Annotated in this window: 16 protein-coding genes; 8 read left to right on the top strand and 8 right to left on the bottom strand. The window is 68.6% G+C overall.

The window, feature by feature from the left end; genetic code table 11:
* Window positions 1-20: 20 nt before the first annotated feature.
* Window positions 21-1,118, bottom strand: a complete 1,098-nt coding sequence (locus tag ACOGXI_RS01115; RefSeq protein ID WP_419937067.1) for a phosphotransferase — start codon at window positions 1,116-1,118, stop codon at window positions 21-23.
* Between the two features lie 97 nt (window positions 1,119-1,215).
* A complete protein-coding gene (locus ACOGXI_RS01110) occupies window positions 1,216-3,141 on the bottom strand; it encodes a redoxin domain-containing protein (RefSeq protein WP_419937066.1) in 1,926 nt (641 codons plus the stop codon).
* Between the two features lie 285 nt (window positions 3,142-3,426).
* Between ACOGXI_RS01110 and ACOGXI_RS01105 the strand changes: the two genes are divergently transcribed.
* Both ACOGXI_RS01105 and ACOGXI_RS01100 read left to right on the top strand, forming a co-directional pair.
* Window positions 3,427-4,932: a sodium/proline symporter gene (locus tag ACOGXI_RS01105; protein WP_419937065.1), complete on the top strand. Its 1,506-nt coding sequence runs from the start codon at window positions 3,427-3,429 to the stop codon at window positions 4,930-4,932.
* A 7-nt stretch (window positions 4,933-4,939) separates the two neighbouring features.
* Entirely contained in the window at window positions 4,940-7,963 is a 3,024-nt protein-coding gene (locus ACOGXI_RS01100; RefSeq protein ID WP_419937064.1) for a WD40/YVTN/BNR-like repeat-containing protein, read from the top strand.
* 3 nt (window positions 7,964-7,966) lie between these two features.
* On the opposite strand, the gene ACOGXI_RS01095 is transcribed toward ACOGXI_RS01100, so the two are convergent.
* Together ACOGXI_RS01095 and ACOGXI_RS01090 are read right to left on the bottom strand one after the other, a co-directional pair.
* Complete coding sequence (locus ACOGXI_RS01095; RefSeq protein WP_419937063.1) at window positions 7,967-9,232, bottom strand: aminotransferase class V-fold PLP-dependent enzyme; 1,266 nt, start codon at window positions 9,230-9,232, stop codon at window positions 7,967-7,969.
* Window positions 9,233-9,385: 153 nt separating this feature from the next.
* A complete protein-coding gene (locus ACOGXI_RS01090) occupies window positions 9,386-9,643 on the bottom strand; it encodes an AbrB/MazE/SpoVT family DNA-binding domain-containing protein (RefSeq protein ID WP_419937062.1) in 258 nt (85 codons plus the stop codon).
* Between the two features lie 138 nt (window positions 9,644-9,781).
* Between ACOGXI_RS01090 and ACOGXI_RS01085 the strand changes: the two genes are divergently transcribed.
* From ACOGXI_RS01085 to ACOGXI_RS01060, 6 genes are all read left to right on the top strand, one after another.
* On the top strand, window positions 9,782-10,309 hold the full coding sequence (locus ACOGXI_RS01085; protein WP_419937061.1) for a cupin domain-containing protein: 528 nt from the start codon (window positions 9,782-9,784) through the stop codon (window positions 10,307-10,309).
* Window positions 10,310-10,358: 49 nt separating this feature from the next.
* The gene (locus ACOGXI_RS01080; RefSeq protein WP_419937060.1) at window positions 10,359-12,086 is read left to right on the top strand and encodes an amidohydrolase; all 1,728 of its coding nucleotides are present in this window, start codon (window positions 10,359-10,361) and stop codon (window positions 12,084-12,086) included.
* Window positions 12,087-12,159: 73 nt separating this feature from the next.
* On the top strand, window positions 12,160-13,866 hold the full coding sequence (locus tag ACOGXI_RS01075) for an amidohydrolase (protein ID WP_419937059.1): 1,707 nt from the start codon (window positions 12,160-12,162) through the stop codon (window positions 13,864-13,866).
* Between the two features lie 126 nt (window positions 13,867-13,992).
* A complete protein-coding gene (locus ACOGXI_RS01070; RefSeq protein ID WP_419937058.1) occupies window positions 13,993-14,217 on the top strand; it encodes an AbrB/MazE/SpoVT family DNA-binding domain-containing protein in 225 nt (74 codons plus the stop codon).
* Window positions 14,207-14,539, top strand: a complete 333-nt coding sequence (locus ACOGXI_RS01065) for a type II toxin-antitoxin system PemK/MazF family toxin (protein WP_419937057.1) — start codon at window positions 14,207-14,209, stop codon at window positions 14,537-14,539. The genes ACOGXI_RS01070 and ACOGXI_RS01065 overlap by 11 nt, the downstream gene beginning before the upstream one ends.
* 119 nt (window positions 14,540-14,658) lie before the next feature.
* Complete coding sequence (locus tag ACOGXI_RS01060) at window positions 14,659-15,438, top strand: enoyl-CoA hydratase/isomerase family protein (protein ID WP_419937056.1); 780 nt, start codon at window positions 14,659-14,661, stop codon at window positions 15,436-15,438.
* A gap of 108 nt (window positions 15,439-15,546) precedes the next feature.
* On the opposite strand, the gene rpmA is transcribed toward ACOGXI_RS01060, so the two are convergent.
* The 4 genes from rpmA to ACOGXI_RS01040 form a co-directional block, all read right to left on the bottom strand.
* Entirely contained in the window at window positions 15,547-15,813 is a 267-nt protein-coding gene (rpmA, locus tag ACOGXI_RS01055; protein ID WP_419937055.1) for a 50S ribosomal protein L27, read from the bottom strand.
* Window positions 15,813-16,397 carry a 50S ribosomal protein L21 gene (rplU, locus tag ACOGXI_RS01050; protein ID WP_419937054.1) on the bottom strand — a complete coding sequence of 195 codons (585 nt, stop codon included), beginning with the start codon at window positions 16,395-16,397 and terminating at the stop codon, window positions 15,813-15,815. The genes rpmA and rplU overlap by 1 nt, the downstream gene beginning before the upstream one ends.
* 115 nt (window positions 16,398-16,512) lie before the next feature.
* The gene (locus ACOGXI_RS01045; protein WP_419937053.1) at window positions 16,513-18,054 is read right to left on the bottom strand and encodes an Rne/Rng family ribonuclease; all 1,542 of its coding nucleotides are present in this window, start codon (window positions 18,052-18,054) and stop codon (window positions 16,513-16,515) included.
* A 192-nt stretch (window positions 18,055-18,246) separates the two neighbouring features.
* On the bottom strand, window positions 18,247-19,473 hold the full coding sequence (locus tag ACOGXI_RS01040) for an acyl-CoA dehydrogenase family protein (protein ID WP_419937052.1): 1,227 nt from the start codon (window positions 19,471-19,473) through the stop codon (window positions 18,247-18,249).
* Between the last annotated feature and the right edge of the window lie 82 nt (window positions 19,474-19,555).

Below are 19,555 nucleotides of genomic sequence, written 5' to 3'. Positions count from 1 at the left end.
CGGATACGCACGGGCGGCTCTCAGGCGTCCCGGGCGGGCTCAGGCGCCCCGGGCGAAGCTCGGGCGCGGCGGGCGAAGTCCCAGCCGGCCTCGGCCAGCATCGGCGCTTTCGCCCCGACTTCCAGCGCGTTCCGCGAACTCGCGTTGCCCTGGATGGCGCGCGCGTACACGCCCTGGCAGATGGCCGCGAGCCGGAAGAGGCCGAACGCCATGAAGAACTCCCAGTCCGGCACGCCAGCGCGCTCCGTCCGCCGACAGTAGGCGGCGACGTACTCTTCCTCCGACGGGATCCCCAGCGCCCCACAGTCGATCTCCCCCAACCCCTTCCACAGGGGCCCCTCGGGCAGGTGATACGTCATGCAGTTGTAGGCGAGGTCGGCCAGCGGATGGCCCAGCGTCGACAGCTCCCAGTCCACGATGGCCAGCACTCGCGGCTCCGTCGGGTGCAGGATCATGTTGTCGAGCCGATAGTCGCCGTGCGCGATCGTCGTCTCCTTCTTCGACGCGTCGCCGGCGGGGGTGTTGGCGGGCAACCACTCGACGAGCGCCTCCATGGCCGGGATCGGGTCGGTCCGGGCCGCCTCGTACTGTCTCGTCCAAACCGAGGTTTGCCTCGCGACGTAGTCCGACGGCTTCCCGTAGTCTCCGAGACCGATGGCCCTCCAGTCGACGGAGTGGAGCCGCGCCAGCGCCTCGTTCATCGCGTCGTAGATCGCCGCCCGCTCGTCGGGAGAGTCGATCTCGGGCAGTCCCGGGGCCGTCGGCACCCTCCCGTCGACGTATTCCATCACGAAGAACGCCTGCCCGATCACGCCGGTGTCCTCGCACAGGTGGATCATCTTCGGCACCGGAACGTCGGTGTCCGCGAGCGCCTTCATCACGCGGTATTCGCGTTCGACGAGGTGCGCGGAAGGCAGGAGGTCGCCCGGCGGCTTCTTCCTCAGGACGAAGTACCGGCCACCCGCTTCGAGGCGGTAAGTGGGGTTCGATTGACCGCCCTGATACTGGAGCGCCGTCAGCCCGCCCGCGAACTCGGGCAGTCCGCAAGCGCGCAGGTAGTCCGCGAGCCGCCGCTCGTCAAAGGCGTGCGTGGCTGTGACAGGTGCGAGCGTGGCCAACCGGTATCTCCATCTGCGCGCAATCCCCGGGTCAGGAGGGATAGTAGACGTTCCCGCGGGAACGTCGAACCCCCTGCCTGCCGGGGAACCGGTTTGCCTACTGGCGGCGGAGTGCGTCGATGCGGCGGGCGACGCCCTCTTCGTAGCCGGACTCCTCGAAGCGTTCGCGCTTGAACTGGATCAACCCGGCCTGATCCAGATACAGCGTCGTCGGATAGCCGAGGATCTCATAGTCCAGGGCGAGGCCCTGCTCGTCGAACAGGACGGGGAACGTGAAGCCGCCCTCCTCGATCTGCGCGGCGACCCGGTCCCTCGGAGAACCCGCCGTGGCGACGGTGAGGAACACGACCTCTTCGTCGTCTTCGTACGTCTTCAGCATTTCGACGAAATGCGGGAACTCCTCGATGCAGGGGCCGCACCAGGTCGCCCAGAACTTGAGCACGACGATCTTCCCCTCGAGGTCGCTCAGCCGCCACTCGATCCCGTTCTGGTCCGCGATCGCGAACTCCGGAGCCTCGCGCTCGATGCGCCGGCCGAGTTCGCGCTGCTCCAGTTCCCGTTCGACGACGGGGCCCCGCACCGCGAGCCGCTCTTCGACGTCCTCCTCGGACAGACCGATCGCAGCGGCGGTTTCCACGGCCGCCTGGCGATACCAGCCGCGGAAGGCGGTGGCCTCCACGAAGGCGTCGAGCGCCTCGGCCGGCCGATCTTCGCGAAGGAGGTGCCGCCCGTATTCCGCCAGGGTCCAGCTGCGGCGGGACTCGGTGGCGAGCTCGTCGAGCAGCGCTCCGGCCGCGTCGATCTCGCCAAGCTGGGTGAGTGCGCGGGCCTGAATCACGCGGGCCTGATCGATGAAACTCTTGCGTGACGTCTCCCGCTCCTGGCCCCGGTCTCCCGCATAAAGGTATCCCGGGCGGTCCGCGCGGAGCGCCTCCTCCATTGCGACCGCCTTCTCGAGCACGATCTCGGGCCGGATGCCGAAGTAGAGCAGCGTGTTGAGCCTGGAACCGTAGACGCCGTCCTGCCACTGGATCTCCTCCATCACGGCAGTGAACAGCGACTCCGCAACTTCCGGATCGAGCGTCGGACCCGGCGGCTCGGCCGCGATGCGCGGGTAGCTCACTTCGGATGACGGCGGCTCCGGATCCAGGGAGGCCATCACCTCCGCTTGGACGGTCGCGTAGCGCCGGGCGAACCATGCGGCCCGTTCTCCAAGTTGCTTCGACTTCAGTCCCTCGGCGACGATCCGGGACACTTCGTCCCACCGGTCTCCCTCGCCATCGCCGCCATCGCCATACAGGGCGTCCTGCCAGTCGAAGGCCAGGTCCCAGTACCGCAGTTCGTCGGCCAGGACCCCGTGGTCGGGCGCGGCCTCGAGGCGTTCCAGCCAGCGGTCCGCGTCTTCTTCCCGCCGGAGCAGACCGAAATCGTACCCGGCCGCGAGCCGGTACAGGAGCGGCGCGTCGACGTTCGGATCGCCTTCGGCCTCGGCCGCGAGCGCGTCGAGGACGGCCCCGATCGAGTCCATCACGGTCTGATTCCGGTCGCCCTCTTCCTGGTTGGCGAGCTGGAGGCGGAGCGACCCCAGGGCGTGGAGCAGGATCTGGTCGTCCGGCCGCATGGCCTCGACTTCGGCGAGGATCGCGCCGTACGCCTCGAGCTGTCCGAGATCGGACGCCGCCTCCTCCGCCTCGTCGTAGATGACGGGGCGGTCCGGCGCGTGGCGGAGCGCCTCCGGCAGCACGCGCAGGATCTTCTCCCCGTACCGCCGGTCCGTCTCGAAGATGCCGGCCCAGCGAAGGTCGTGGATGTAGCCTTCCCAGGCTGCGGAATCGCCGGGTTCGAGTTCGAGCGCCCGCTCCCACGCCCGCGCGGCTTCCGCGTGCAGGCTGAAGTAGCTGGCCACCGTAGCGAATCGACCGTGCGCTTCGGCGTCCTCCGGAGAGGCGGTGCGGGCGGAGTCGTAGCGGACCATCGCCCGTTCCAGCCGAATCGCCTCGACGTCCGCGGCCGCGTCCGCCATCAGCTCCGCGTGGGGTCGCGGGTCGGCGCACGCTGCGAGAACCGCGAGGCCCGCGAGACCGGCCCGGGAGAGAGTCCGAGATCGTTTCACCGGTGCTTCGCTTCTCATACGGCCCTCCGGACATGTCCCTCGAAGCATGGTTGCGCGCATCCGGGACCCGTGCGGGTCCGGTACCGCCGACACCCTGTCGACACCGAATTCTCCGGCGATGGTTGTCAGCGGCGTGCCCGTGGCGGAAGGTAGGTCACCCGAAGTCGCCCCAACAACGCGCGAACGGAGGCATGGATGCCCTCTCCCGTGATCATCGGCGTCGTCGTCGTCTATCTCCTCTTCCTGCTCGTCATCGGGGTGTGGGGCGGGAGGGAGTCGCACGACGTGGAGGGCTACTACGCGGCCGGGAAGAAGCTCCCGTCGTGGGTGCTCGCCTTCTCGTCCAACGCGACGGGGGAGAGCGCCTGGCTCCTGCTCGGGCTCACGGGAATCGGGTACGCGCTGGGCATGCACGCGCTGTGGGTCGTCCTCGGAGAGGTGCTCGGCGTCGCGCTCGCCTGGGCCTTCGTGGCGCGACCGTTCAAGGCGTTCACCGACCGGTACGGTTCGATCACCGTCCCCGACTACCTCGAGGACCGCTTCCGCGACAAGACGCACAGTTTCCGCATCGTCGGGGCCGTCATCGTCCTCTCGATGGTCGCCTTCTACGTGGGAGCCCAGCTCACGGCCACCGGGAAGGCGTTCGACTCCTTCCTCGGCACCGGCTACGGCGTGGGCGTAGGCCTCGGCCTCGCGGTGGTCCTCTTCTATACCGTCGTGGGCGGCTTCAAGGCGGTCGCCTACTCGGATTTCGCCCAGGGCGTGCTCATGTTCGGCTGCCTCCTCGTCCTGCCGTTCGTCGGCATCGGGGCGGTCGGCGGATGGGGCGCGCTCGTCGACGGGCTGCGGGCCGCCGAGCCCCTCGCCGTGTTCGAAGGGCTGCAGGCGTCCGGCTCGGACCTCCTGCGGCTCGGGGGCGGGCTCGGGTTCACCCCGCTCGGGATCGCGAGCGCCGCCGGGTTCGTGGGCGTCGGACTCGCGTTCCTCGGCGCCCCGCAGCTGCTGGCGCGTTTCCTCGCGGCCCGCGACCAGCGCGAGATCCGCAAGGCGGGGCCGATCGCCGTCGGCTGCATCATCGTGTTCGACATGGGGGCCGTGTTCACCGGGATGGCCGCCCGCGTCCTCTACCCGGCCCTCGCCGACCCCGAGACCGCGCTCCCCGCCATGGCCGCGGGGCTGCTGCCCGACCTGTTCACGGGTCTCGTCCTCGTCGTCGTCCTCGCCGCCATCATGTCGACCGCCGATTCGCTGCTGATCCTCGCCTCCTCCGCGGCGGTGCGGGACATCTATCAGAAGATCTTCCGCCCGGACGCCCGGCAGCGGGCGCTCTCAGTGCTGGGCAAGGCGGTGACGGTCGTCCTCGGCGTGACCGGTCTGCTGCTCGCGCTCACCGCGGAGCGGGCGATCTTCTGGTTCGTCCTCTTCGCCTGGTCCGGCCTCGCGGCGGCCTTCGCCCCGGTCGTGCTGTGCTCGCTGTTCTGGGCTCGAACCACCCGGGCGGGCGCGCTCGCCGGCATGATCGCCGGCTTCCTCGTGACGATGTTGTGGGTCGTCCTCTTCAAGGAGGGCTTCTACGACCTGTACGAGATGCTCCCGGGCTTCGCGGCGGGCTTCGCCGTCACGATCGGCGTGAGCCTGTTCACGCAACCACCCCCCGGGGCCGCGGAGGAACTCGCCGCGATCCGCGAGGAGATCAGGTAGGGTTCCGATGCTCGTGCGCTCGGTGCTGGTTGCGATGTCGTTGGCTGTGCTGTCCCCGGGGCTCGCGGCGCAGGATCCGGTCTCGCTCCTCCCTCCCATGGAGTGGCGCTCGATCGGACCGGACCGGGGCGGACGCTCGATCGCGGTGGCGGGCCATGCGGATCGACCGTTCGAGTACTACTTCGGCGCGACGGGCGGAGGGCTGTTCAAGACGACGGACGGCGGGACCACCTGGACGCCCGTAACCGATGGGGAGGTCGGCAGCGCCTCGGTCGGCGCGGTGGCGATGGCGCCGTCGGATCCGGACATCGTCTACATCGGCATGGGCGAGGTGCAGCTGCGGGCCAACGTCCTCCAGGGCGATGGCGTCTACCGCTCGGACGACGCCGGGAAGAACTGGCGGCACCTGGGCCTCGCCGAGACCCACGCGATCGGCCGGATCCGCATCCATCCGACGGACCCCGATCGCGCGTACGTGGCCGCCCTCGGCCATCCCTTCGGACCCAACCCCGAGCGCGGCGTCTTCCGGACCACCGACGGAGGCGAGACGTGGGAGAGGGTGCTCTTCCGCGACGAGCGCACGGGGGCCGTCGACCTCGTCATGGACCCGAGCGATCCGGACGTCCTCTACGCGACGCTGTGGCAGGTGTATCGCAAGCCGTGGCGCCTGTGGAGCGGCGGCGAGGGATCGGGGATCTTCAAGTCCACCGACGGCGGCGACACGTGGACCGAAATCACGCGCAACCCGGGCCTCCCCGACGGCGTGCTCGGCAAGATCACGATGACCGTGTCCGGCGCGGACCCGAACCGGGTGTGGGCGAACCTCGAGGCCGAGCGGGGCGGGCTGTACCGGTCGGACGACGCGGGCCGGACGTGGGAATTCGTGAACGGCCACCGGGACATCTGGCAGCGCGCCTTCTACTTCCAGCGTCTGGCGGCGGACCCGGTCGACCGCAACACGCTCTACATCCTCAACTTCCGGCTCATGCGCTCGACGGACGGCGGACTCACGCTCGAGAGCGTGCCCGAGTCCCACGTCGACCATCACGACCTGTGGATCGACCCCACGAACCCGCTTCGCATGATCAACGGCAACGACGGGGGTGGCGTCGTCACGGTGAACGGGGGGCGCACATGGACCTCGATGCGGGTTCCGACGGCCCAGATCTACCGCCTCGCGACGACCGCCGACTTCCCCTACCACGTGTGCGGCGCGCAGCAGGACAACTCCACCGTGTGCGTGTCGTCCGAGCCGGCCCATCTGAGGGACCCGCGGGGCGTGAGCACGGAATGGATGTACCCGGTGGGCGGAGGCGAGAGCGGCTACATCGCTCCGCACCCCGCCGATCCCGACATCTTCTACGCGGGTGCGACGAACACGCTCACCCGCTACGACCGGACGACCGGGATGGCGACGGACATCCAGCCGTGGCCGCGCATCGTCATGGGCGAGCCCGCGCGGGACATGCCCGAGCGCTGGAACTGGACCTACCCCATCGCGGTGGCGCCGGCACCGCCCCACGCGCTGTACGTCGGATCGCAGCACCTGTGGCGATCGCTCGACGAGGGTCGGTCGTGGGAGAAGATCAGCCCGGACCTGACGCGCGCCGAGCCGGAGACGCTGGGCGACTCCGGCGGCCCAATCATCAAGGACCAGGACGGGCCCGAGATCTACGGCACGCTCTACTCGATCGGACTCTCGCCGCACGAACCGGAGACGATCTGGACGGGGTCGGACGACGGGCTCGTCCACGTGTCGCGCGACGGCGGCGGCAACTGGCAGGACGTCACGCCCCCGGACATGCCGCCGCACACGCGCGTGATGACCATCGACGTGTCTCCGCACCGGCCGGCGAGCGCGCACGTGGCCGGGATCCGGTACGAGATGGACGACCGGGCGCCGTACGCGTGGAGGACCGACGACTACGGGGCGAGATGGACCCGGATCGACGACGGGATTCCCGATGGCGCCTTCGTGCGCGTCATCCGGGAGGATCCCGAGCGCGCGGGGCTCATGTACGCGGGGACCGAGCGCGGCGTGTTCGTGTCGTTCGACGCGGGCTCGAGTTGGAGCGACCTGTCGTTCGAGCTTCCGGATACGCCCGTCACCGGACTATCGGTGGAGGCGCGCGACCTCGTGATCAGCACCCACGGCCGCTCCTTCTGGGTGCTCGACGACATCGAGACGCTGCGACAACTGGACGCGGATCTCGCCGGCGCGGACGTACACCTCTTCCGGCCGGCCGACGCAGTTCGGCGATCCGTTCCCGCGGTCATCGACTTCCGGGTGAGCGCCCCCGAGAGGCACGTGCGGCTCGACATCCTGACGGACGAACGCGAACACGTCCGCACCCTCGTCGACGAGATCGTAGAGGGGGGCACCCACAGGGTCCGCTGGGACCTCCGCTACCGGGGCGCGGTGACGTTCCCCGGGATCGTTCTTGAGGGTGGCGATCCGAGCGTGGGACCGTGGGCGCCGCCGGGACGCTACCTCGCGGGCCTCACCGTAGGCGACGTAACCCGCGAGGCGAGCTTCGACGTGCGCCTCGACCCGAGACTCGGAGACCTCCCCGCCGTGGCGCTCACCGATCAGTTCCGCCTCGCGATGGCGATCCGCGACGCCGAGAGCCGGGCGAACGAGAGCGTCATTCTGGTGCGCGATCTCCTCTCCCAGATCGACGCGATCGTCAGCAGGGCGGACGATGCGGGCCTCCGGGACGAGGTGTCCGGCTTCGCGGCGGGAATCGAGTCGGTCGCGGGAGAACTCTACCAGCTCCGCAACCAGAGCCCGAAGGACAAGATCGCCTTCCCCATCAAGCTGAACGATCGCCTGACCGGACTGCGCAGCCACCTGGAGCGGGGCGACGGTACGCCGATCGACGCCTACCAGGCAGTCTTCAACGAGCTCTCCGCCGAACTCGAAGTGCACCTGCAGGCCCTCGACGATCTCCTCAGCGACGACCTGCCCCGCCTGAACCGACGGCTCACCGGCGCAGGGCTCCCGCGGATAGAGGTCGATCCCGCGGAGTGAGACCTACACGCGGGCGGCGATCACTCCGAGCAGGCGGTCGATGTCATTGCGGTTGTTGAACATCGCGACGGCGGCGCGGAGGAGTTCTCCTCCCTCCTGGTAGGTGAAGAGCACCCCTTCCTCGCGCAGTGCATCCCCGAGTTCGTCCGGGTCCATGCCGTGATGGAAGCTCACGATCGGTGACGGGTTCTCCGGTGGCGTGAAGAGTTTCATCCCCAGTTCCGCAGCGCCTTCGCGGAGATCGCCGGCGAGCGCGTGCGTGTGCTCGGCGATCCGCGCCAGACCCACCTCGTCGATGAAGCCGAGCGCGGCGTCCATGGCCGCGACGGGACCGAACGCCAGGCTCCCGTGCTCGAACTTCCGGGCGTCCGTCCTGAGCCGGTACTGGTGCTCCGGGAGCGTCTCGGCGACCTGCGCGTGGCCGAAGCGGTCGGGCTCCATCCAGTCGTGGTGCTCGCTGCGCGCGTACAGGATCGAGCACCCGAAGTCGGCGTGGAGCCACTTGTACCCGTTTCCGCACGCGAAGTCGACGCCCTCCTCGTGGAGGTTCGTCGGGAAGGTGCCGAACGCCTGGATCCCGTCGGCGAACAGGTACCCGCCCCGGGCGTGCGCGATCTCGGCCAGCGTGGGGAGGTCGTGACGGAACCCGTTGCGGTTCGAGACCCACGCCACGCTGACGAGCCGCGTGCGGTCGTCGGTGTACGCGTCGTAGTCCTCGGGGCGCGCGCGTCCTTCGCGTGAGGGGATGATGCGGAGTTCGACGCCCTCCCGCCGTTCGAGTTCGCGGTAGACGACGAAGGCCGTTACGAAGTGGAGTTCGTCGATGACGACGTTGTCGCCCGGCCGCCAGTCGATCGCGTTGGCCACGATGTTCTCGCCGTCGCTCGTGTTGAAGAGGAAGGCGATCTCGCTCTCGTCCGCTCCGAACAGAGACGCGAAACGGCTGCGCGCCCGGTCGACGGCGCGCCTGCGGCTCCCCGGATCCTTGTACGTCATCTTCTCGTCCGCGTAGGAGACGAGCGCTTCGCGCACGGGAAGCGGGAGCGGCCCCGTAGAGGCCGTGTTCAGGTAGGCGAACTCCTCCGTGACCGGAAACTGGCCTCGGATCCCCAGCGGATCGTCGTCGGCACGAGAGCCGACCGCCGGACCCACGCGGAGTCCGGCCTCAGCGGCCCGCGGGCCGGCCGCGGCCAGGGCGGGCGCGGCCGGGAGCGCGAGCCCCGCGGCCGCGGTCGTCTTGACGAAGTTGCGGCGGCTCCAACCGTTCATCCGACTTTCTCCTGCGTGCTCTGACCACCGGTTCATCTCAAACTCCGATGAAACGTACGCCGGAAACACGACCGCAGTACAGTCGCGCGCCCGGAAAACGTTCCCGCAGGAACGCGGCGCGCCCGCAACTCCTCGTTGTCCCGCGCCGGTTCTTCAGCGAACCAGCCCGTCGCCAGCGGTGGCTTCAAGATCGCTCCAGTCCTCATCGGTCGCGGCCATGGCGCGATACGTACGCTCCCAGGACTGCCTGCCCTCCCCAGCCCGGTGGAGCACGATGCCGTGGTCGGTTTCTTCAAGGCTCAGAGAATCGGTCCAGCCGTACTTGTTCAACAACCTCCGGGAGAGGAGGATCCCCCTGGAGCGGCCGATCCGCAGGAGTTCGACGGTCCTCCCGAGCCGCGTCTTGTCCATCTTCCAATCCTCCATGGCCAGTTGAGGCAATGGCCTAAAGCTACAACGGCGACTGGCAAGCCGTGGACCGGATGGGCGGGCCGGTCTAGAATCCGCGGACCGTCTCATCTCTCCATGAATCGAAACGGGAGCCGGACCATGTCGAAGCTGATCGTCGCCACCCTCGCGGCAGGTGTCCTCTGGAGCGCGGCGCCGGGTGACCACCCGGACAACCCGCCGGCCACCTACGTCTCCGCCGCCGACATCCTCGCCACGATCGCGAACGCGCCCGAGGGCCGGGTCAGCGACCAGCAGATCCGGCACATCGACGCGGGCGGACACAACGCCGGCGTCGGCGTCGTGCAGCGTCCGCCGACCACGTCGCTCGGGGCGATCCAGCACCACAATCAGACCGAGGTCTACTACGTCGTCTCCGGCCGCGGCACGCTCGTCACCGGCGGCGAACTCTCCGACGCGCGCGCCCTCGACCCCGAGGGCAACACCGTGCGCACGCTCACCGGACCCAGTTCCGTGGGCGGGATCACGGGCGGGGAAAGCCAGGAGATCGGCCCCGGCGACATGCTCATCATCCCGGCCGGTTCGCCGCACGGCTTCAGCGAGATCACCGAAACGATCACCTACATCGTCGTGCGCGTGGACCCCGACCAACTCGTCGAGCTAAAGTAGCCACCGTGCTGCGCTTCGCAGGGATCCGAAGCTTCCGAGGAGATACGGTATGAGCGACATCACCCGGCGTGACTTCATGGCCGTCTCCGGCCTCGCGGCGGGCGGCGCGGCAATGGCGGGCTGCGGCGCGGGAGACTCCGGCAGCCCCGGAAGCCGATCGCGCTCCGGCGCCGGCGCCGCGGCGGGCGGCCACGCGGACCTCGTAGTCCGCGACGCCACCGTCTACACGGTGGACGACGACCTGCCCGGCGCCGAGGCGTTCGCGGTCAAGAGCGGCCGCTTTCTCGCCGTGGGCTCGAGCGACGACATCTCGAACCTCGTCGGTCCCGGCACCGACATCATCGATGCCGCCGGCCACACCGTCGTCCCCGGCTTCATCGACGCGCACAACCATCCCTTCTACTCCGGTACGAAGCACCTCAAGCAGGTGACCCTCGACGTGCGCTCGATCGAGGCCATCAAGAGCGCGCTGGGCGAGCGGGCCCAGAACACGCCGCCGGGCCAGTGGGTGCAGGGTTTCCTCTACGACGACACGAAGCTCGAGGACGGACGTCCGCTGACGCGAGCCGACATCGACGACGCGGTCCCGGACCATCCCGTCTCCGTCACCCACCGGGGCGGCCACACCGGCGTCTACAACTCGAAGGCGTTCGAACTCGCCGGGATCACCGCGGACACGCCCGACCCGCCCGGCGGCAGGTACTACAGGGAGAACGGCGAACTCACGGGGCGCGTGGCGGAACACGCCAAGGACCCGCTCGAGAGCCTCATCCCCGCGGGCACGACGCGCGCGGAGCGGCAGGAGAGCATCCGCCTCATCGGCGAGCGCATGGCGGCGGCAGGCCTCACCTCCGTCCACGAGACCGGGGCCGGCAACGACCTCGTCAGCTACCAGGACGCGTACGCCGCGGGCGAACTCCACTTCCGCGCCTACGTCTTCCCCAACGCCGGCGACCCTTCCGGCCTCTTCGACGCCCTCAAGGCGGCGGGCATCCGCACCGGCTTCGGGGACGAGTGGGCCAAGGTGGGCGGGATCAAGTACGGGGCCGACGGTTCCGCCTCCGAGCGCACGATGGCCATGTCCACGCCGTACGTCGGGCGCCCCGACGACTACGGGATCCTCACGATGGACCAGGAGGAGATCCACGAGGCGGTGGACGACGCGGTGCGCCACGGGTGGCAGATCGGCATCCACGCCAACGGCGATCTCGCGATCGAGATGTGCCTCAACGCCTTCGAGCGCGCCCAGCGGGAGATGCCGCAGGCCGACCCCCGCTTCCGCCTCGAGCACTGCTCGCTCGTGAACGACGACCTGCTGCGCAGGATCCGGGACGTGGGCGCGATCCCCACCCCCTTCTACACCTACGTCCACTTTCACGGCAACAAATGGGGCGAGTACGGGCCGGAGAAGATGGAATGGATGTTCGCCCACCGGCGCTTCATCGACCACGGGATTCCGGTGGCGGGCGCCTCCGACTATCCGCCCGGGCCGTTCGAGGCGCTGATGGGCATCCAGAGCATGGTCACGCGCACGGACATGCAGGGGCGCGAGTGGGGCCCGAGCCAGAAGATCACCGTCGAAGAGGCGCTCCGCGTGTGCACGATCAACGGGGCCCACGCCGCGTTCGAGGAAGGGATCAAGGGATCGATCACCGCCGGCAAGCTGGCGGACTTCGTGATCCTCGCGGAGGACCCGCACACGGCCGATCCCTTCGCGATCAAGGAGATCGAGATTCTGCGCACCGTCGTCGGCGGCCGCGCCACATACGAGGCCTGAGGCGGCGCGCGCGTTTCGGCGCGCGCGATCCCTGTGACGAGACTCTGCCGGGAAACTCTGTGAGGAGACGACGATGAGCGAAGTCAATCGCCGGGAGTTCATGGCCCTTTCCGGGCTCGCGGCCGGAGGCGCGGCGCTGGCGGGCTGCGCGACGCAGGGCGGAGGCGGCCGAGGGGCCGCGGGAGACGCCGGAGGGCACGCGGACCAGGTCGTGACGAACGCGACCGTCTACACGGTGGACGACGCGAACCCGGAGGCCGAGGCGTTCGCCGTGAAGAGCGGCCGCTTCCTCGCCGTCGGATCGAACGACGACATCGCGAACCTCGCCGGCCCCGGCACCGAGCGCATCGACGCGGGCGGCGGGACCGTCGTCCCCGGCTTCATCGACGCGCACAACCATCCCTCCTCCGCCGGCATGCGCCACCTCACGCAAGTGGACATGAACATCCGCACGATCGAGGGCATGAAGTCCGCGCTCCGCGAGCGCGCGCAGAACACGCCTGCGGGCGAGTGGGTCGTCGGCTTCCTTTACGACGACACCAAGATCGAGGAGGGGCGCCCGCTCAACCGCCTCGACATCGACGAGGCCGTCCCCGACCACCCGGTCCAGGTCACGCACCGCGGCGGGCACACGAGCGTCTACAACTCGAGGGCGTTCGAACTGGCCGGGATCACCGTGGACACGCCCGACCCGCCCGGCGGGCACTTCTACCGCGAGAACGGCGAACTGACGGGCAAGGTGGCGTCACTCGCGCGCCGCCCGCTGCAGCGCCTCGTCCCCGGCGGCAGCACGCGGGAAGACCGCCAGGCCGGCGTCGCCCTCATCGGACAACTGATGTCCGCGGCCGGCATTACCTCCGTGCACGAGACGGGCGGCAGCAGCCAGGGCCTGACCGCGCTGCAGGACGCCTACGACGCGGGGGACCTCCGCTTCCGCATGTACTACTTCCCCTCCGGGGGCGGCGGCCTGTTCGCGGCGCTCAAGCAGGCGGGGATCCGTACCGGCTTCGGCGACGAGAACCTGCGCATCGGGGCCGTCAAGTACAGCGCGGACGGCTCCGCCTCGGAGCGCACGATGGCGATGCGCACCCCGTACGTCGGGCGCCCGGACGACTACGGCATCAGCACCATGAGTCAGGAGGATATCCACGAGGCGGTGGACGATGCCGTCCGCGCCGGCTTCCAGATCGGGATCCACGCCAACGGCGACAAGACGATCGACATGTGTCTCAACGCCTACGAGCGAGTCCAGCGCGAGATGCCGCAGGCCGACCCCCGCTTCCGGCTCGAGCACTGCTCGCTGGTGGACGACGAACTCCTGCAGAGGATCAAGGACATCGGCGCGATCCCCACGCCCTTCTACACCTACATCCACTTTCATGGGAACAAGTGGGGCGAGTACGGACCCGAGAAGATGGAATGGATGTTCGCCCACCGGCGTTTCCTCGACTACGACATCCCGGTGGCGGGCGCGTCCGACTACCCGCCGGGGCCGTTCGAGGCGCTGATGGCGATCCAGAGCATGGTCACGCGCACGGACATGCAGGGACGCGAATGGGGGCCGAGCCAGAAGATCTCCGTCCCCGAGGCGCTCCGCATCTGCACGATCAACGGGGCTCACGCCTCCTTCGAGGAGCACATCAAGGGCTCGATCACCGCGGGGAAGCTCGCGGACTACGTGATCCTCGGCGACGATCCCCACACGGCCGACCCACACGCGATCAAGGAGATCGAAGTCGTCCGCACCGTCGTCGGCGGCCGCACCACGCATTTGGCCTGAGCCTGCGCACCGCCAGAGGGAGGCGGTCCCGAGTCCCGTCGTTCTCGGGGGATGTGCATCGTGGATCAGAGTTACTTATTTTCGGTATAATCAGAAACGTAAGCGAGGTCCGCGGAGGAGTACGGGATGAATCTGTCCAGGATCACAGCGCGGGGTCAGACAACGATTCCCAAGAAGATCCGCGATGAGGCTGGCTTGATCGAGGGTGATATACTCGCCTTCGAGATCGCGGGTGAACACCTGGTCGTTCGCAAGGTGACGCCGGGTCCCGATGGCTACCTGCGCGGTCTCTCGGAAACCATGACCGAATGGACCTCACCCGAAGACGAGGAAGCATGGCGTGACCTGTGAGTCGCTCGATGTGGTCGTAGTCCCCTTCCCGTTCACGGACAAGGACGCATCCCGGCGACGGCCCGCACTCGTCGTTTCCTCGGCGAGCTTCCACACCCGGCATCGGCAATCGATTCTGGCGATGATCACGTCGACGCATGCGGAGTGGGCCAGCGATGTATCGATACGGCGTTGGCGCGAAGCCGGTCTCCGGGTTCCATGCAAGGTTCGCCTCAAGCTCTTCACGCTCGATGAACACCTGATTCTCCGCAGGATCGGCAGACTGTCCGAGGAAGACGGCGTCGCCGTGAGAGAAGCCCTGCGTCAAGCGCTGGTGGAGTGAAGCCGCGGGGGACGCCGGCGCATAGCCCCATGGGGTCTCGCGTGATACCGTTCGATCGGCGACCGTCTCAGGCCGCCGGGAACGTCCAAAACCAGCCAACCTGAAGCATCGGAGTCGTCATGAGTGACGTCCTTATCGTCGAGAAACTCGACGGACATATCGCCAAGCTCACGGTCAACCGGCCGGAGAAGCTCAACGCGCTTAACGGCGCCGTCCGCTGCGCCATCTTCGGCGCGCTCGACCGCCTCGCGGGCGACGACGATGTCCGCGTCGTCGTCATCACCGGGGCCGGCGACCGCTCCTTCATCGCGGGCGCCGACATCTCGGAGTTCAAGGACGCGCGTCCGGTCGAGCAGTACCGCAGCATGACGCGCGGCGACATGTACAGCGCGATCGAGTCCTTCCCCAAGCCCGTCATCGCGATGATCAACGGCTTCTGCCTCGGCGGCGGCTGCGAACTCGCCATGTCGTGCGACATGCGCGTGGCCTCGACCTCGGCCCGGCTCGGCCAGCCGGAGATCAACCTCGGACTCATCCCCGGCGCCGGCGGCACGCAGCGGCTCCCGCGTCTGGTGGGTGAGGGCTGGGCGATGCGGCTTGTGATGAGCGGCGAGCTGATCTCGGGCGAGAAGGCGGAGCAGATCGGGCTCGTGGAAGCCGCGGTCGCCCCGGAGGCACTGGACGAGCATGTGATGGAACTCGCGTCGAACATCGCGAGCCGCAGCCCCGTCGCGCTTCAGGCCGCCAAGGAGTCGATCCTCGCCGCGCGGCGGATGCCGCTGGATGAGGGGCTCAAGTTCGAGCGCAGCTGGTTCTCGCTCCTCTTCTCGACCGACGACATGGCGGAGGGCGTGGGCGCCTTCCTGGAGAAGCGGAAGCCCGAGTTCAGAGGCTCCTGAGGGGGCTCCTAAGGGGGCTGCCGAGGGGGTCCGACAAAAGTCTGAGGACGCCGGGGCCGCCCGGCGCGGCTGCAGCCGGTGGCGGTGCGGCTGCGAGCGCGCGGCGGGCTATGCTCCCGGCGTCCCCGGTGTCACGACGCTGACGAAGCGGCGGCCTCGCCGGCGGTGGAATTCGACCTCTCCGTCGGCGAGCGCGAACAGCGTGTCGTCCTTCCCCCGGCCGACGTTGCGACCCGGGTGAAAGGGCGTTCCCCGCTGCCGAACGAGGATATGGCCCGCCGTGACCCGCTCGCCCCCGTATCTCTTGACGCCGAGGTACTGCGCGTTCGAGTCGCGTCCGTTGCGGCTGGAGCCGACACCTTTCTTATGCGCCATCAGTCGCCTTCCTTCGCCGCAATGGCCCTGTCCACATCGCCCTTGAGGATGCGGCCGTCCTTGCCCGTTCCCTCGATCGCGCCCAGGTCGAGTCCGTGCTCTTCCGCCAGCTCCCGTGCCATCGGAGTGATGTCCACCGGCGACGACTCGGCGGCGGGGGCGGCTTCGGCTTCCGGAGCGGCTTCGGGCGCGGGCGCCGCTCCGGCCTTTGGAGCCGCTTCAGCCTTCGGAGCCGCGGCCGCCGGCTTCGCCGCCGCTTCCCGCGGCTCGTCGGGCAGATCGATGCCGACGATGCGGATCTCCGTGTAACCCTGGCGGTGGCCCTGCTTCCGCCGGTAGCCCTTCCGCCGCTTCATCTTGTAGACGATGATCTTGTCGCCGCGCCCGTGGCTCACGACTTCCGCCGCGACCGAGGCCCCCGCCACGCACGGGGCTCCCACATGGACGTCCCCGTCCTGCTCGGCGAGCAGCACGTCATCGAACTTGACCGTATCCCCGGGCTCCGCCTCGAGGGAGGGGATGCGGAGCACGGCGTCCTCCACCGCGCGGAACTGCTTCCCCTGGGCTTTGAAAATCGCGTACATATCGTCAGATCACCACTGGAATTCCACGAATTGCGAGCCGCTGAGATTACCGGAGCCAAGCCGATGTGTCAAACAAAACGGCGTGGATTCGACGCGTCGCCGGGGCCCGCCGGGGCTAGCTCGAAATGTACTTCTTCGTCACGTCGGAGTCGGCCGGGTGGGCGAGGAGCCGGAACTCGTCGAGACCGAGCAGCGGATTGTCGCGCAGTTCGATCGCGATCTTGCCGCTGTCCCTCATTCGGCCCAGGAATTCCCGCTCGCGCTCCAGCAGGTGGAGGGCGATCACCGGATGCGTGAGGATCGTGATCCCGCTCTCCCGGCCGGCCGCGGCGACCCGGTCCAGCGCCCGTTCCAGGCGGCGCACCACCGTCTCGGAAGCCAGGATTCTCCCCGCGCCCTCGCAGTACGGACACGGTTCCATCATCCGCTGGTGCAGGCTGGGGCTCACGCGCTGCCGGCTGAGTTGCAGCAGGCCAAGCTCGGAGATGCCGAACACCTTCGAGCGCGCGCGGTCATGTCCCAGAAGGGTCTTCATCTGCTGCACGACCCTGTTGCGCGACTCCTCCTCGTTCATGTCGATGAAGTCGATGACGATGATCCCGCCCACGTCGCGCAGACGCAGTTGGCGGGCGATCTCTCCCGCCGCCTCGAGGTTCGTCTTGAGGATGGTCTTCGCCGGGTCGCGCCGACCGGTGTAGCGCCCCGTGTTCACGTCGATCGAGACGAGGGCCTCGGTCTGCTCGATCACGACATGGCCGCCGGATTTCAGGTGGACGGTGCGGCGGAACGCGCGGCGGATCTCCTCCTCGATCCCGAACTCGTCGAAGATGGGCGCCGCGCCCTCGTACCGGCTCACGCGCTCGAGCAGATCCGGGTCCACCTGTCCCAGGTAGGAGCGGATCTCGTGGTACAGGTCTGCCGAATCCACCGTGAGCTCATCGATCCGGTCGCTGAACAGGTCGCGGATGATGCCGGACGTCAGGCGCGCGTCCTGGTACACGAGGGCCGGCGCCTTCATCCCCTTCTGCCGGCGGCGCACCTTCTGCCACGTCTTGCGCAGCGACTTGAGTTCCCGCTCGCAGGTCTCCTTCGTCAACTCTTCGCCGACCGTCCGGACGATGACGCCGCCGTCGTCGCCGAGGATGTCCCGCACCATGCTTCTCAGGCGGGCGCGCGTCTCCCGGTCGCCGATCTTGCGGCTGACGCCGATGTTGGACGAGTCCGGGATATACACGAGGAAGCGGCCCGGGAGCGAGACCTGCGTCGTGACGCGGGGCCCCTTCGTGCCGATGGGCTCCTTCACGACCTGGACGAGGAGCGTCTGGTCCTTGCGGATCGCTTCCTCGATGCGGGGAGCGTTCTCGCCGCGCGCCCGTCGACGCCCCCCGTTTCGTTCCCGTCCCCCGTTGCCCTCATCATCGGGATCTTCGTCGGGCTGCAGGTCGGAGGCGTGCAGGAAGCCGGCCTTCTCGGCGCCGATGTCGACGAAGGCGGCTTGAAGTCCGGGCACGATCGCCTCGACCACGCCGAGATAGATATCGCCGACGATGCGGCGCTCGTCGGGCCGCTCGTACATCAGTTCGACGAGCTTGCGGTCTTCTACGATCGCGACCCGTTTCTCGCGGGTCGTGGCGTTTACGACGATCTCGCGGCGCACGTTACGTCAGCACGCGCGCGGGTTCGCCGCGCCCGATTGTGCTACCAGAGGGCTGGCATCCTGTAAGACTCGATTCTTCGCTGCGAACCGCCGGCCACTGCCCGGGGGTCCGTGTATCTCTTCTTACTGCCCGGTTTCCGCTAACAGATCGTGTCCAGATCGTGACGCACGGCTGAAGCTTCTCCCCCCAAACTAATCGAGGGAGCCCGCTTCGCGCAGCATCTCCCGCGAAATCACGATCTTCAGGATCTCGCTCGTCCCCTCGCCGATCTCCGTGATCTTGGCGTCGCGCATCATCCGTTCGACGGGATACTCGCGCGAATAGCCGTACCCGCCGTGCAGCTGCACCGCCATCGTCGTCACGTCCATCGCCGTCTCCGAGGCGAAGAGCTTGGCCATGGCGGCCTCCTTCTTGTGCCTCGCCCCCGCCATCCGGAGGCGCGCGGCCTGGTGCATCATGAGCCGCGCCGCGTGAATGCGCGTCTGCGCCTCGGCAAGCATGAAGCGGACGCCCTGGAAGTCGTGGATCTTCTTCTTGAACTGCTTCCGCTCGCCGGTGTAGCGGACGGTCTGGTCGAGGGCGCCCTGCGCAATCCCGATCGCGTGGGCGGCGATCCCGACCCGTCCGCCGTCGAGGGTGTCGAGGAAGATGGGGAAGCCCCGGTCCACCTCGCCGAGCACGTTCTCCTCCGGCACTTCCACATCCTCCAGCGTGAGTTCGCGCGTGTCGGACGCGTTCCAGCCCAGCTTGCGCAGCTTCTGCCCGGCGCTGAACCCCGGCATCGGATCGAGGTCCGCCGAATGGCCGAACCCCACGCGCGCGGCATCTTCGAGATCGCACGTCTCCTTGGTGAGGATAAACGCCGTGATGCCGCGCGAGCCCTTGTCGGGCGACGTGAGGGCGCCGACGACGAACACTTCGCCCACGCCGCCGTGCGTGATCCACGTCTTGCTCCCGTTGATGACCCAGCGGTCGCCGACCTTCCGGGCCATCGTCCGCATGCCCCCCGCGTCGGAACCCGACCCCGGCTCCGTGAGCCCGAATCCGCCCAGCACGCGGCCGCTCGCGAGGGGTCGGAGGAAGCGTTCCTTCTGCGCCTCCGTGCCCCAGCGCCCGATCGGAGTCGCGGCCAGACTCGTGTGCGCCCCGACCATGATTGAATGACTGGCGTCCACGCGGGCGAGTTCCTCCACGGCGATCGACGCCGCGAGAAGATCCATGCCGGCGCCGCCCAGTCCCTCCTCGAAGGGGATTCCGAACAGCCCCAGTTCCGACATGAGGGCGCCGGTGTCCCACGGAAAATCCTCCGACTCATCGTAGCGGGCGGCGACGGGAGCGATCTCCGCCTCGGCGAACTCCCGCACCATGTCGCGGATCATCTCATGGTGGTCTTCCAGGTAGAAACTCGGGTCTCCCATTGACTCCTCGGTTCGGGCGTGCGGTCGGCGCCGCGAGCGGCCTGTCTCGCATGCGCGACAGGTATGCGCGACAAGTACGCGC

The organism is Candidatus Palauibacter sp., from assembly GCF_965208055.1.
Classification (GTDB): Bacteria; Gemmatimonadota; Gemmatimonadetes; order Palauibacterales; family Palauibacteraceae; genus Palauibacter.
This window is presented reverse-complemented; position numbering and strand designations above follow the sequence as displayed.